Raw genomic sequence first — 12,839 nt, forward strand, 5'->3', positions numbered from 1 at the left:
CTGTCCGAAGGCGTCCAGAGGAGTTACGTCCGTGAACATCCAGTACCGCGTGTTGAGTCTGCTGCGAGACAACGGCCCGCTGTCCCGCGCCCAGCTCGCGGACCGGCTGGAGGTTCCCCGCCCACGGCTGCTCGGCGAACTCGACCGTATGGTCGCCGCCGGGCGGGTCAGCGAGGCGGGCCCCGCCGCGTCGCGCGGCGGACGGCGCTCCACCCTCGTCCAGCTCGATCCCGGTCTGCGGTTCGCCGCCGTCGACCTGGGCGCCAGCTCCGTCGACATCGAGATCACCGACGGCGCGCTCGCGCCGGTGGCCGCGTGCTCCGAGCCCGTCGACATCCGCTCGGGACCCGTCGCCGTACTGGGCCGGGTCAGCGAACTCCTGCGCGCGATGGCCGACCAGGGGCACTACACCCGGCTCGACGCCATCGGCATCGGCCTGCCGGGGCCGGTCAGCTTCCGCGAGGGCGTCCCGGTCTCGCCGCCGATCATGGTGGGCTGGAACCGCTTCCCGGTACGCGACACCCTCGCCCGCGCGCACGGCTGCCCCGTCGTGGTCGACAACGACGTCAACGTCATGGCGCTCGGGGAGCAGCACAGCGGGGTCGCCTCGACCGTCGACCATCTGCTCTTCGTGAAGATCGGCAGCGGTATCGGCTCGGGCATGCAGCACCACGGCCGTATCTACCGGGGCGCGGAGGGCTGCGCCGGCGACATCGGACACGTCCAGGTGGATGCCGAGGCGGCCGGACCGGTCTGCTCCTGCGGGAACACCGGCTGTCTGGAGGCGTACTTCGGCGGGGTGGCGCTGGCCAGGGACGCCACCCAGGCGGCGCGGTCGGGCCAGTCGCCCGCGCTGGCCGAACGGCTCGCCGAGCGAGGGGTGTTGACCGCGCTGGACGTCGCGGAGTGCGCGGACGGCGGCGACAACACGTGCGTCAACCTCATCCGGGCCGGCGGCCACCGGGTGGGCCAGGTGCTCGCCACCCTGGTCAGCTTCATGAACCCGTCGATGATCGTGATCGGCGGCGGTCTGACGGGGCTCGGCTACCCGCTGCTCGCCGAGATCCGCAGCGTCGTCTACAAACGCTCGCTGCCTCTCGCCACGGGCAATCTGCCGATCGTGATGTCCGAACTGGGCCCGCGTGCCGGGGTCGTGGGCGCGGCGCTGCTGGCCAGCGAACTCAGCTACGGCGAGGAGTCCTGACGGACCGGTTTGTGGCCCGTACGCCCGCCCCCGGTGGCAGCTCGGCCCACGGTCGGCGAACATGACCGGAGCCGGGCGGGGCAGTCGCACAAGTGCGCCCGATCGCGGGGGCCACCGCACAGAGGAGAGCCGACATGATCAATTCTGCGGACATCCGTGAATGGCGCGGCCATGACGTCGTCGACGCCGACGGGCGCAAGATCGGTTCGCTGGAGGCGGTCTACGTCGACACACGTACCGACGAGCCCGCCGTGGCGACGGTCATCGTCGGCATGCCGACCCGGCACCGCCTGGTCTTCGTCCCGCTCGCGGGAGCCGTGGTGGGGCCGGGCTATGTCAGGGTCGGCTACTCGAAGACCGTGGTGAAGGACGCGCCGTCGATGGGCACCGACGACGTGCTGCCGGCGGAGGACGAGAAGGCCGTCTTCTCCCACTACGACCTGCCCTACGAGCCCGGCCCCAGCGGCGAGCGCCAGCTCGCCCGGCGCTGACCCCGCCGGGCTCCTCGGAAGCCGAGGTCCGGCACGCCGGATCCCCGTACGCTGACGCCGGTGGACGAATGGCGTGGCTTCATCAACAAGGTGCTCTACTGCACGCAGTTCAGCGCCCGGCTGGACGACGACGAGGCCGCCCGCGTCGGCGGGCTCATCGCGAGGGGCGTGCTGGGCGACGATCCGCCGACGTACCGGACGCGGATGCTGACGGACGCGCTGCGCTCGGCGGAGCCGATCACGGACGGCGACTGGCAGCCGCACGGTGAGCCTGAGGTCCGCGCCTTTCTGGCGGCGCTGCTGATCAAACTCGGCGCCGGCCCGACGGCATGAACGGCTGACGGCTGACGGCTGACGGCTGACGGCTGACCCTTCCGGCGCGGTCCGCTCAGGGCACCCGCGTGATGCCGGCGAGGGCCCCGGTGTCCCGGTGGGGCGGTCGGTCCGCGGCGAGCACGAAACCCGGTGCCTGCCGGTCTACTCCGCCTTGACGAAGGCCTTCACCGCCGTGGCCGCCGCCCGCTCCACCAGGTCGACGCCGGTCTTGTAGGTGGGCTGGCCATCCGACAGGACGGCGACGAGCAGCGTCCGGCCGCCGTACTCGACGCGCCCGATGCTGTTGACGTCCCACAGGTCCGTCTCGCTGCGCGGCAGCCAGCCGTTCTTCAGCGCGGGTCCGCCCGCGGCCCCCTTGCCGTCGTCGGCTGCGGATATCCCCCACCGCTGGTCCGACTCGACCGTGCTCATGAGTGAGCGCAGGTACGCGCGCGAGTGCGCGGTCAGCGGGGAGTGGCCGTCGCCGAGGACGGTCTCCAGGAGCACCATCTGGTCGGCCGCCGTCGTACGGGTCAGGCCCCAGTGGCCGTCCGGGTCACCGTGGGTGGCCTTCAGGCCGAGGCGCTTGTTGGCGGCGTCGAGGCCGTCGGTGCCGCCTATCGCCTTCCAGAGCTTGTCCGTGGCCTTGTTGTCGCTGCTGCGGATCATCGCGGCGGCCAGCTTCTGCTGCTGCGCGGTGAGGGTCTTCCCGTGGTCCTGGGCGTCGAGCAGCAGGGCGGCGAGGATGTCGACCTTGACGATGCTGGCCGTGTCGTAGGCGCCGGTGCCGCCGCCGTACACGGCCGAGGTCCGGCCCTTGAGGTCCTCGACGGCGACGGTGTAACGGCCGTCACTCTTGGGCAGCGCGTCCAGCGCCTTGCGCATCGCGCCGTCGACACCGGCCGACGACGCCTTGGCGGCGTCGACGACGTCCACGGTCTGTGCCGGCCCGTCGGTGGTCTGGGCCGCGGCGAACGCTCCGCCCGACGCCGTCACGGCGAGGGCGAGCGCGGCTGCGGCCAATTGCGGCAGTCTGTGGTTTCGAAGCACAAAACGGACATTAGGCAATTCGGACCGCAGAAGGCAACGTGTGTAAGGTCACACGGACGCCACCGCCCGGCCCGGCGATGCGCCGGGCCGGGGGCGCGCCGACAGCCGCTCAGCAGGTCAGATCGCGGCCGGGCGCGGTCCGCAGGACCCGCGTGAACTGCTTGTACAGCTCGACCCGGTGTTCCATCTGCGCGGGGTTGCCGCCGTTGCACTCGGCCGATCCGTTGAGGCTCCAGATGGTCTGCCCGAAGCCCTTCTTGTTCACGATCGCGTCGTGGCCGGTCATGGTGCCGGGGCCGGACTGGGTGTTCCAGTACCAGAGCGCCGTCATCCAGGCCACTTCCGGGTCGGTCTCGACGAGCCACGGATTGTTCAGCAGGTCGAGGCCGAGCGCGTCGCCGGCCGCCTTGTAGTTGAAGTTCCAGCTCAGCATGATCGCGCCGCGCCCGTAGTACGCGTCGCGTCCGGCCGGGCAGCCGTAGGGCTGGGTGTCGTCGCAGAAGATCGGGTACATGTCGGGGTTCTGCGACACCACGTAGAACAGCCCGCCGGTCTCGTGGCTGATGTTGGCGAGAAAGGCCGCCGCCTCCTGCTTGCGGGTCGTACGGCTGCCGGTCCGCGCGAAGTCGGGGTACGCCTCGGTGGCCTCGACGAGGCCGTCGTACGTGAAGAACGGGTCCCGGTCCGGGAACATCCGCTCGAACTGGGCCTCGCTGACGACGAATCGCGGCTTGTGGTGCCCGCCGCGCGCCTCGCCCGCCGCCGCCGCGGGAAGCGCGGAGACGAGCAGTCCGCAGACCAGCAGCAGGGCGGCCATGACGGCCGTGGTGCCTCTTCTCAACACTCTGGCTTCACTCCTGAACGGTGTGGGGGCGTTCACGACGGATGGACGCATGTCCACAACTGCCCTCCACCAGAGCGCAGTTGCACGGACATCGCCGCGCAGAGGCTACGGGCCCGGACCCCTCGAAGGAAAGGTCCATACCAATTCTTTGAAGAACGGACACACCGGCGACGGGGACATCGACCGGGGCGCCGAGGACGCCAGGGAGCCGTCACTCCCCCGGCAGCACCCGGACCTCCGCGCTCGGCGGCAGCTTGGCCCACCAGTGCCCGTAGCGGCCGTAGACCCCCGGCTCCCGGTCGGCGAGCAACGCCGTCAGCGACCGGGCCTCCGCCGCGAGTCCCGCCCAGGCCTCCTCGGTCAGCGGGTGGAAGGCCCGCGCCTCGATCCCCTCGGGGACCGGCCGCCACACCCCCGCCACATACCCGTCCACCAGCAGCGTCGGCAGCACGTCGCCGTTGATCCGGATGACGAGCCTGCGGTAGTCCGGCGGCAGCACCCGGCTCCGGTCGGCATAGGCCAGCAGCGTGCTGTCCCACATCGCCATCAGCCGGGGCGGCGCCGGCGTGTCGCCGTCCGGACGCGGCGCGCCCGGGACGTCGTACAGCTCCACGCCGTCCGGCCCCTCCAGCACGTCGAGACGGCCCGCAAGCGCCTTCAGGGCCTCTCTGACACGCCCGCGCTGGACCAGGGCGAACTGCGCCACGTCCGCCACCGAGGCCGGCCCGAACCCCTCCAGATAGCGCACCGTCAGCCTCGCCAGCGCGGCCCCCGACGCCTCCTTGTCCCGCAGCCCCGGCCAGGACCCCGCGGCGACGTACGACGGCCGGGAGCCGAAGGACCACGGCGTCCCGGTGGGTACGTGCAGCAGCGGCGCGTACCCCCGCAGTCCGCGCCACGCCCCGGGGCCGGGCGGGGCGCCCAGCCGCTCCCCCAGCCACGCCTCCAGCTCGGCGGCGGTCCGCGGCCGGTCCGCGTGCCCCAGCAGGGCGGGGACGAGCGCATCGGCGTCGTCGAGGGTGAGTCCCGTCGCCGTGAAGCGGCTGTCGAGCCTGCCGCCGCGCAGCGTCGGCTCCACCGCCTCCCGGAACGTCCGGTGGTCGTCGGCGTGGACGGCGTGCAGCGTGATCCGCATCAGCGTCGCCTTCACCACCTCGTAGCCGGTGAAGGCGGCGTCGAGAGCGGCCGGGTCGAAGCCGGTCGTCCTGTTCCACAGCGCGAGATACGGCGAGGCCGCCTGCTGGGCCTGGAGGGCGACGACACGGCGGACCGCCTCGGCGACGCCGAGGGGTTCACGGCGCAGGAGGAGCTGGCGGGCGAGGGTGGAGCGGTTCAGCTCCGGTGCGGTGATCTTCACCCGGGGATTCTCGCGCCGGCGGGCCCGGGGACGCCACCGACGGTTGCCGTCGGCAACCGGCCAGTCCGCGCGGCCGGCGTCCGACCGCCGCTCGACCGGGGGCGGGCCGCCGCACAGCCCTTAAGCTCGGTCAATGGCCAAGTATTTCGACGTACATCCCGAGAATCCCCAGCGGCGCACGATCACGAGCGTGGCCGAGAGCATCCGGTCCGGCGCGCTCATCGCGTACCCGACGGACTCCTGTTACGCGTTGGGCTGCCAGCTCGGCAGCCGCGACGGCATCAGCCGGATCCGGTCCATCCGGAATCTCGACGACCGTCACCACTTCACGCTGGTCTGCCAGAACTTCGCGCAGCTCGGGCAGTTCGTGCAGATCGACAACGACGTGTTCCGCGCCATCAAGGCGGCGACGCCCGGCAGTTACACGTTCATCCTCCCCGCGACCAGGGAGGTGCCGCGTCAGCTGCTGCACCCGAAGAAGAAGACGGTCGGAGTCCGTATCCCGGACCATGTCGTCGCCCAGGCGCTGCTCGCGGAGCTGGGTGAGCCGCTGCTCTCCAGCACACTGCTGCTGCCCGACGACGGCGAGCCGATGACCCAGGGCTGGGAGATCAAGGAACGGCTCGATCATGTGCTGGACGTCGTGGTCGACTCCGGCGACTGCGGCACCGAGCCGACCACCGTCATCGACTTCTCCGGTGGCGAGCCGGAGATCGTACGCCGAGGGGCGGGCGACCCCGCACGGTTCGAGTAGGCGGCGGGGCGTGTCTCCGGGCTCCGGGCGGCGCCGGCCCCGGTCTCGCGTCGCCGCCCCGGGCCCGCGCGTCTACGCTGGTCTGAGGCTGTCCGGACCGTGCTCCCGACCGTCCGGGCGGAGGAAGGAAGTCCCGCCATGGCGATCATCTCGCGCGGGTTCCACGGCCGAAGGCCCGCTCCCGGCCGGAATCTGCCGCCCGGACAGTACGAGGTCCATGACTTTCCCGTCCTGTCCGCCGGTCCCACGCCCCGCGTGACGCACGACGAGTGGGAGTTCACCCTCACGACCGAGACGGGCGCCCGGCGGACGTGGGACTGGGCGCGGCTGATGGCACTGCCCGGCGAGACACCCACGGTCGATCTGCACTGTGTGACGAAGTGGTCGAAGTTCGGCACCCGGTGGGAGGGTGTCTCGCTCGACGTCCTCATGGCGGACGTCGAGACGGCGGCCGATTACGCGCTCGTCCACTCCTACGGCGGCTACACGACCAACCTGCCGCTGGAGGACCTGCTCGACGGCCAGGCGTGGATCGCCCACCGCTACGACGGTGAGGACCTGCCTCCCGAGCACGGCGGGCCCGCGAGGCTGCTGGTGCCGCACCTGTATCTGTGGAAGTCCGCGAAGTGGGTGCGCGGGATCGAGCTGCTGCTCGACGACGAGCCCGGGTTCTGGGAGGGCCTGGGCTATCACTCCTACGGTGACCCGTGGCGCGAGCAGCGGTACCAGGGCGACTAGCGCCGCCCCGGCCGATGCGCTGGCTGGTGGCCGAGCTGGTCGACCGGCGGGCGGAGTCCCGGACGGCCCGGACGCTGGTCTTCGACGTGCCGGGCTGGCCGGCGCATCTGGCGGGCCAGCACGTCGACGTACGGCTGACGGCGGAGGACGGGTACAGCACGCAGCGCAGCTACTCGGTGGCGTCCGCGCCGGACGGTGACCGGGTGGAGCTGACGGTCCAGCGGGTCGGGGGCGGTGAGGTGTCGCCGTATCTGATGGACGTGATGGAGCCGGGCGACCGGGTGGAGCTGCGTGGCCCGATCGGCGGCTGGTTCGTGTGGCGGCCGGAGCGGGCCGAGCCGGTGCTGCTGGTGGGTGGTGGCTCGGGGATGGTGCCGCTGATGTCGATGGTGCGCACGCGTGGCGCGGTGGGCGGGCGCGCGCCGTTCCGGCTGCTGTACTCCGTACGCGAGCCGGACGATCGGCTGTATGTGCCCGAACTGCGCCGCGGGGAGCCGGGCCTGGACACGGAGTTTCTCTACACGCGTGCCGCGCCGCCCGAACACCCGAGGCCGGTGGGCCGGTTGACGGCCGAGGATCTGGTCCGCGGCGGCTGGCCCGCCGATCGGCGGCCCCTGTGTTTCGTGTGCGGGCCGACGGGCTTCGTGGAGAACGTCGCGACGCTGCTGACCGGCCTCGGCCACGACCCGGACCGGATCAAGACCGAACGCTTCGGCCCGAGCGGAGGATGACATGGACGGTGACCGCACCCGCGACGAGGAGTACGAGACGGCGTACGAGGACGGCAACACCCTCGGCGGCCCGCTCTCCGAGATCTTCGCCGTCGACCTGACCGCAGCCGTCGGACGGTGCGCCGGGTGCGGCGCCACGGGTCCGCTGGCGCGGCTTCGCGTCTACGACCGGGCACCGGGTCTGGTGGCCCGGTGCCCGGACTGCTCACGGGTGGTGCTCCGGCTGGTCCGGGGACCGGACACCGCGTGGCTCGATCTCCAGGGCGCCTCCTCGCTCGCGATTCGTCTCGGCGAGCAGACCTGACAGGCCGTCAGATCTGTTGTCAGTCAGATCTGTTGTCTGTCAGGTCTGTTGTCCATCAGGCGCCCACCCTGCGTTTGTTCCAGACGTCGAACCCGACGGCGGCCAGCAGCACCAGCCCCTTGATGACCTGCTGGTAGTCCGTGCCGACACCGACCAGGGACATACCGTTGTTGAGCACACCGAGGACGAGACCGCCGATGACCGCGCCGAGCACCGTGCCGACCCCGCCGCTCATCGACGCGCCGCCGATGAACGCCGCCGCGATGGCCTCCAGTTCGAAGTTGACACCGGCCTGCGGGACGCCCGCGTTCAGGCGCGCGGCGTAGACGATCCCGGCGAGCGCGGCCAGCACGCCCATGTTGACGAAGACCAGGAAGGTGACGCGCCGGTCCTTCACGCCGGAGAGTTTCGCCGCCGCCCGGTTGCCGCCCAGCGCGTACACATGGCGGCCGACGACCGCGTTGCGCATGACATAGCCGAAGCCGATGAGCAGCGCGGCGAGCAGCAACAGGACGACGGGGACGCCTCGGTAGCTCGCGAGTGTCATGGTGAAGGCGAGGACCGCCGCCGCGAGTGCCACGCACTTGGTGACGAACAGGCCCCGGGGCAGGACCTCCAGGTCGTACTCCTTCTGCCGACGGCGGTCCCTGACCTCCTGGATCAGCGCGAACGCGAGCAGCGCCAGCCCCAGCAGCAGGGTCGGATTGTGGTAGTCGGTGGCCGGGCCGAACTCCGGGAGATAGCCGGTGGATATCTTCTGGAATCCCTCGGGGAACGGGCCGAGCGAGCGTGAGCCGAGGAAGATCTGTGTGCCGCCGCGGAAGAGCAGCATCCCGGCGAGGGTGACGATGAACGAGGGGATGCCGACGTACGCGATCCAGAAGCCCTGCCACGCGCCGGCCACGGCGCCGATGGCGAGCCCGAGCACGAGGGCGAGGACCCAGGGGATGTCGTGCTCGACCATCATCACGGCGCACGCGGCCGACACGAAAGCGGCGAGGGAGCCGACGGAGAGGTCGATGTGTCCGGCGATGATGACGATCATCATGCCGATGCCCAGCACCAGGATGTAGCTGTTCTGGAGGACCAGATTGGTGACGTTGTTGGGCTTGAGCAGTACGCCGTCGGTCCAGATCTGGAACAGCACGACGATCAGCGCGAGCGCGACGAGCATGCCGTACTGCCGCATGTTGCGGCGCGCCGCGTCGAGCAGAGTCGCGCGGGTGGTGGCCGGGCCGGTGCCTTCGACCATGTCGTTCACCTCGTGTTCCTGGTCATGTGGCGCATCAGCACTTCCTGGGTGGCGTCCGCGCGCGGGATCTCGCCGGTGAGCCGGCCGGCCGCCATCGTGTAGACGCGGTCGCACATCCCGAGCAGCTCCGGGAGTTCGGAGGAGATGAGGACGACGGCCTTGCCCGCCGCGGCGAGCCGGTCGATGACGGTGTAGATCTCGTACTTGGCGCCGACGTCGATCCCCCGGGTGGGCTCGTCGAGCAGGAGGACATCGGGACCGGCGAAGATCCACTTGCTGAGGACGACCTTCTGCTGGTTGCCGCCGGAGAGCCGGCCGGTCTGTTCGAAGACGGTCGGGGCCTTGATGTTCATGCTTCGGCGGTAGGACTCGGCCACGCGGGTCTCCTCGTGTCCGTCCACGATGCCGCGCCGCGCGACCTTGTCCAGGGCGCTGAGGGTGATGTTGCGGCTGATGGTGTCGATGAGGTTGAGCCCGTACCGCTTGCGGTCCTCGGTGACGTACGCGATGCCGTGTGCCACGGCCTCGGGCACGGTCTTCGTGCCGATCTCGCGGCCGTCCTTGAGGACGGTGCCGCTGATGTCGCGGCCGTAGGAGCGGCCGAAGACGCTCATGGCGAGTTCGGTGCGGCCCGCGCCCATCAGACCGGCGAGACCGACGATCTCACCCCGCCGGACCTGGACCGAGACGTTGTCGACCACCTTGCGCTGCCGGTCGATCGGGTGGTGCACGGTCCAGTCGCGGATCTCCAGCGCGGGCCGCGCCCCGGGGTCGCCCTCGTAGGGGGTGCGTTCGGGGAAGCGGCGGTCGAGATCGCGGCCGACCATCCCCCGGATGATGCGGTCCTCGGTGGCCGATCCGTCCCTGACGTCGAGGGTTTCGACGGTGCGGCCGTCGCGGAGGATCGTGACGGAGTCGGCGACCTCGGCGATCTCGGCGAGCTTGTGCGAGATGATGATGCAGGTGATGCCCTGCTCCTTCAACTCCTTGATCAGAAGCAGGAGTTGGGCACTGTCCCGGTCGTTGAGCGCGGCGGTCGGCTCATCGAGGATGAGCAGCTTGACCTTCTTCGCGAGGGCCTTCGCGATCTCCACCAACTGCTGTTTGCCCACGCCGATGTCGGCGACCCGGGTCCCCGGATGCTCGGCGAGTTGGACGCGTTCGAGGAGCGCGGCGGCGTGCCGAAGCGTCTCGTGCCAGCTGATGATCCCGTGCCTGGCGTGTTCGTTGCCGAGGAAGATGTTCTCGGCGATCGACAAGTACGGGACGAGGGCGAGTTCCTGATGGATGATCACGATGCCGCGTGCCTCGCTGGCGCCGATGTCCTTGAACGCGCAGGGCGCGCCCTGGAAGAGGATCTCGCCGTCGTAACTGCCGTGTGGATGTACCCCGCTGAGGACCTTCATCAGCGTGGACTTGCCCGCCCCGTTCTCTCCGCAGATGGCGTGCACCTCCCCCGGCGCGACGGTGAGCGTGACATCGGAGAGCGCCTTGACGCCGGGGAAGGTCTTGCCGATGGAGCGCATCTGAAGGACGGGTGCGCTCACTTCAGGTCACTCGCCTTGAGGTAGCCGGAATCGACCAGGACCGTGCGGTAGTTGGCCTTGTCGACGCTGACCGGGTCCAGCAGGAAGGCCGGGACGACCTTCTTCTCGTTGTCGTACGTCTTGTCGTCGTTGACCTCGGGCTTCTTGTCGTTCAGTACGGCGTCGGCCATCTGGACGGCCTGCTTGGCCAGCGCCCGGGTGTCCTTGTAGACGGTCTGTGTCTGCTGTCCGGCGACGATCGACTTGACCGAGGCGACCTCCGCGTCCTGGCCCGTGACGACCGGGTACGGCTTGTCGGCGGTGCCGTAGCCGTCCGATTTCAGGGCGGACAGGATGCCGATGGAGATGCCGTCGTAGGGCGAGAGCACGGCGTCGACGTCCTCGGAGCCGTACGACTTGGTGAGCAGGTCGTCCATCCGCCGTTGCGCGGTGCCGCCGTCCCAGCGGAGTGTGGTGATCTGGTCGAGCCGTGTCTGCCCGCTCCTGACGACGAGTTGCTTCGTGTCGATGTACGGCTTGAGGGTCTTCCAGGCGCCCTGGAAGAAGTAGCGGGTGTTGTTGTCGTCCGGCGACCCGGCGAACAGCTCGACGGTGAAGGGGCCTTCGTCGCCCCCGGCGTCCTTCAGGCCGAGCTTGTCGATGATGTACGTCGCCTGGAGCACGCCGACCTTCTCGTTGTCGAAGGAGGCGTAGTAGTCGACGTCCGGGGTGCCGAGGATGAGCCGGTCGTAGGCGATGACCTTGATGCCCTGGTCGGCCGCCTGGCCGAGTACGTCGCCGAGCGCCCGGCCGTCGATGGAGGCGACGACGAGCACGTCGACACCCTTGGTGATCATGTTCTCGATCTGGGAGACCTGTTGGTCGACGTCGTCCTCGCCGTACTGGAGGTCGGTCTTGTAGCCGAGCTTCTCGAACTCGGCGACCATGTTGCGGCCGTCGGCTATCCAGCGTTCGGACGACTTGGTCGGCATCGCGATACCGATGGTGGAGCCCTTACCGCCGGTCTTCTCCTCCTTGCTCCCGCCCTCGCCGCTCTGGCCGCAGGCGGTCAGCGCGAGGGCGAGCGAGGCGACGACGACGGTGAGTGCGGCGCGGCTGGTGCGCATGGTCATCAGTCCTTGTCCTTAAGGAAGCGGGAAACGGTTGAGCGGTCCTGGCAGGCGCGAGCCGAGCGGCGACATACCGCCGTCGGCGCCGTGCCGGGCGAGCAGGTCGAGGACGAGCCGGCCGCGCCGTACGCGTTCGCGTGCGGTGGCCAGGGCGAGTTCGCGCAACTGGCGGCCGTACGGGTAGATGCCGGGCGCCCTGGCGAGACCGAACTTCAGATACAGGGGCGCGCCACGCCGGATCAGTTCGGCGGTCTCGTACATCCGCACGAAGCCGCCGAGGTCGTCCGGTGCCTCGATGTAGAGGTCCATCGGCGCCCGGCTGGCGCGGCGGATCTCGGTGAAGTGGGCGAGCGCGAGATCGGAGGGGATGTTGAGGGAGTCGGCGCCCAGGCGTTCGTAGACCTCGTACGAGGCGGGGTTGACCGGCCCGATGAGCGCGGACACCTTGAGCGTGGTGTCGGCGGGCAGGACACCTCGTGTCCGCAGCCGGTGCAGCGTCCACAGGACTCCCTCGTCGGCGACGAGCAGGCACCTGACGCCCAACTCGGCGGCGCGCAGGGCGTCTTCGACGCTTCCGGCGAGGGCGTCCCGGCCCCGGGCGCGGAGCCCGGCACCGCCGGAGTCGGTGCGGGTGGCCGCGCCGATGTCCCAGGTGCCGCGCGGGCCGGTGAAGAGGCACAGTTCGATGTCGCGGGCGGCGCAGGCACCGGCCATCTCGGTGATCTCGCCGTCGGTGAGCATCCAGACGCCGCTGCCCTGGCTGACGCGGTGGACCGGCACATCGAGCCGGGCGGATTCCCCCAGGACTTCGGCGAGGGCCTCGGGGCCTTCGACGGAGGGGATCTCGGTGCGCCAGGTGCCGCCGTCGGGGAACGTGTGGGGGGACGCGTCGGCGGGGCGGTCGTCGGGGGCGGCCAGGCCGAGCGCGGCGAGCGCCCGCTCACCGGGGCGGCGGCGGGGGCCGGGGGCTGGTGCGTCGGTCAACGGTCATGTCCTTCGGTCGCTGCCTGTCGGTTCGTTGAAGGTGCGGGCGGTCGGGCGGTCTGTCGGTGGTGAGGGTGCGGCCGGTCGGTCGCTGGGGGTGCCGGTTCGCGAGAGTGCGTGCGGGCGGTTCGATATCTCGAACCTTGTTCGGGTCTCTCG

At 70.5% G+C, this 12,839-nt stretch carries 14 protein-coding genes; 7 read left to right on the plus strand and 7 right to left on the minus strand.

All coding sequences use genetic code 11. From position 1 onward, the window contains the following. Positions 1 to 31: 31 nt before the first annotated feature. From ACFYNU_RS30095 to ACFYNU_RS30105, 3 genes are all read left to right on the plus strand, one after another. Positions 32 to 1,204, plus strand: coding sequence for an ROK family transcriptional regulator (locus tag ACFYNU_RS30095; RefSeq protein WP_356594321.1), 1,173 nt, complete (start codon positions 32 to 34; stop codon positions 1,202 to 1,204). A gap of 134 nt (positions 1,205 to 1,338) precedes the next feature. Further along, entirely contained in the window at positions 1,339 to 1,695 is a 357-nt protein-coding gene (locus tag ACFYNU_RS30100) for a PRC-barrel domain-containing protein (protein WP_356594319.1), read from the plus strand. Between the two features lie 60 nt (positions 1,696 to 1,755). Further along, positions 1,756 to 2,028 carry a hypothetical protein gene (locus ACFYNU_RS30105; RefSeq protein WP_356594317.1) on the plus strand — a complete coding sequence of 91 codons (273 nt, stop codon included), beginning with the start codon at positions 1,756 to 1,758 and terminating at the stop codon, positions 2,026 to 2,028. 144 nt (positions 2,029 to 2,172) lie between these two features. Here the strand turns inward: ACFYNU_RS30105 and ACFYNU_RS30110 are convergent, their stop codons facing one another. From ACFYNU_RS30110 to ACFYNU_RS30120, 3 genes are all read right to left on the minus strand, one after another. Further along, positions 2,173 to 3,033: a serine hydrolase gene (locus ACFYNU_RS30110; RefSeq protein WP_356594315.1), complete on the minus strand. Its 861-nt coding sequence runs from the start codon at positions 3,031 to 3,033 to the stop codon at positions 2,173 to 2,175. Positions 3,034 to 3,169: 136 nt separating this feature from the next. After that, on the minus strand, positions 3,170 to 3,904 hold the full coding sequence (locus ACFYNU_RS30115; protein WP_388767713.1) for a chitinase: 735 nt from the start codon (positions 3,902 to 3,904) through the stop codon (positions 3,170 to 3,172). A 211-nt stretch (positions 3,905 to 4,115) separates the two neighbouring features. Next, positions 4,116 to 5,261, minus strand: a complete 1,146-nt coding sequence (locus ACFYNU_RS30120) for a winged helix DNA-binding domain-containing protein (RefSeq protein ID WP_356594313.1) — start codon at positions 5,259 to 5,261, stop codon at positions 4,116 to 4,118. A 133-nt stretch (positions 5,262 to 5,394) separates the two neighbouring features. On the opposite strand from ACFYNU_RS30120, the gene ACFYNU_RS30125 reads away from it, so the two are divergent. The 4 genes from ACFYNU_RS30125 to ACFYNU_RS30140 all read left to right on the plus strand — a co-directional run bounded on the left by ACFYNU_RS30125 (position 5,395) and on the right by ACFYNU_RS30140 (position 7,788). After that, complete coding sequence (locus ACFYNU_RS30125) at positions 5,395 to 6,015, plus strand: L-threonylcarbamoyladenylate synthase (protein ID WP_356594311.1); 621 nt, start codon at positions 5,395 to 5,397, stop codon at positions 6,013 to 6,015. A gap of 138 nt (positions 6,016 to 6,153) precedes the next feature. Continuing rightward, complete coding sequence (locus ACFYNU_RS30130) at positions 6,154 to 6,753, plus strand: sulfite oxidase-like oxidoreductase (RefSeq protein WP_356594309.1); 600 nt, start codon at positions 6,154 to 6,156, stop codon at positions 6,751 to 6,753. Positions 6,754 to 6,767: 14 nt separating this feature from the next. Next, a complete protein-coding gene (locus ACFYNU_RS30135) occupies positions 6,768 to 7,484 on the plus strand; it encodes a ferredoxin reductase (RefSeq protein ID WP_356594307.1) in 717 nt (238 codons plus the stop codon). 1 nt (position 7,485) lies between these two features. Beyond that, the gene (locus ACFYNU_RS30140) at positions 7,486 to 7,788 is read left to right on the plus strand and encodes a DUF6510 family protein (protein WP_356594305.1); all 303 of its coding nucleotides are present in this window, start codon (positions 7,486 to 7,488) and stop codon (positions 7,786 to 7,788) included. 55 nt (positions 7,789 to 7,843) lie between these two features. Here ACFYNU_RS30140 and mmsB read toward each other — a convergent pair whose 3' ends face one another. Genes mmsB through ACFYNU_RS30160 form a run of 4 tightly spaced genes read right to left on the minus strand, consistent with a single transcriptional unit; the run spans position 7,844 to position 12,680 of the window. After that, a complete protein-coding gene (gene mmsB, locus ACFYNU_RS30145; RefSeq protein WP_356594412.1) occupies positions 7,844 to 9,040 on the minus strand; it encodes a multiple monosaccharide ABC transporter permease in 1,197 nt (398 codons plus the stop codon). A 5-nt stretch (positions 9,041 to 9,045) separates the two neighbouring features. Beyond that, the gene (mmsA, locus tag ACFYNU_RS30150) at positions 9,046 to 10,587 is read right to left on the minus strand and encodes a multiple monosaccharide ABC transporter ATP-binding protein (protein ID WP_356594303.1); all 1,542 of its coding nucleotides are present in this window, start codon (positions 10,585 to 10,587) and stop codon (positions 9,046 to 9,048) included. Further along, the gene (gene chvE, locus ACFYNU_RS30155) at positions 10,584 to 11,693 is read right to left on the minus strand and encodes a multiple monosaccharide ABC transporter substrate-binding protein (protein WP_356594411.1); all 1,110 of its coding nucleotides are present in this window, start codon (positions 11,691 to 11,693) and stop codon (positions 10,584 to 10,586) included. The genes mmsA and chvE overlap by 4 nt, the downstream gene beginning before the upstream one ends. 18 nt (positions 11,694 to 11,711) lie before the next feature. Next, positions 11,712 to 12,680 (minus strand): hypothetical protein, encoded by a 969-nt coding sequence (locus ACFYNU_RS30160; RefSeq protein ID WP_356594301.1) that lies wholly within the window; start codon positions 12,678 to 12,680, stop codon positions 11,712 to 11,714. Positions 12,681 to 12,839: the final 159 nt, after the last annotated feature.

Source organism: Streptomyces sp. NPDC006643 (assembly GCF_042870175.1).
GTDB lineage: Bacteria > Actinomycetota > Actinomycetes > Streptomycetales > Streptomycetaceae > Streptomyces.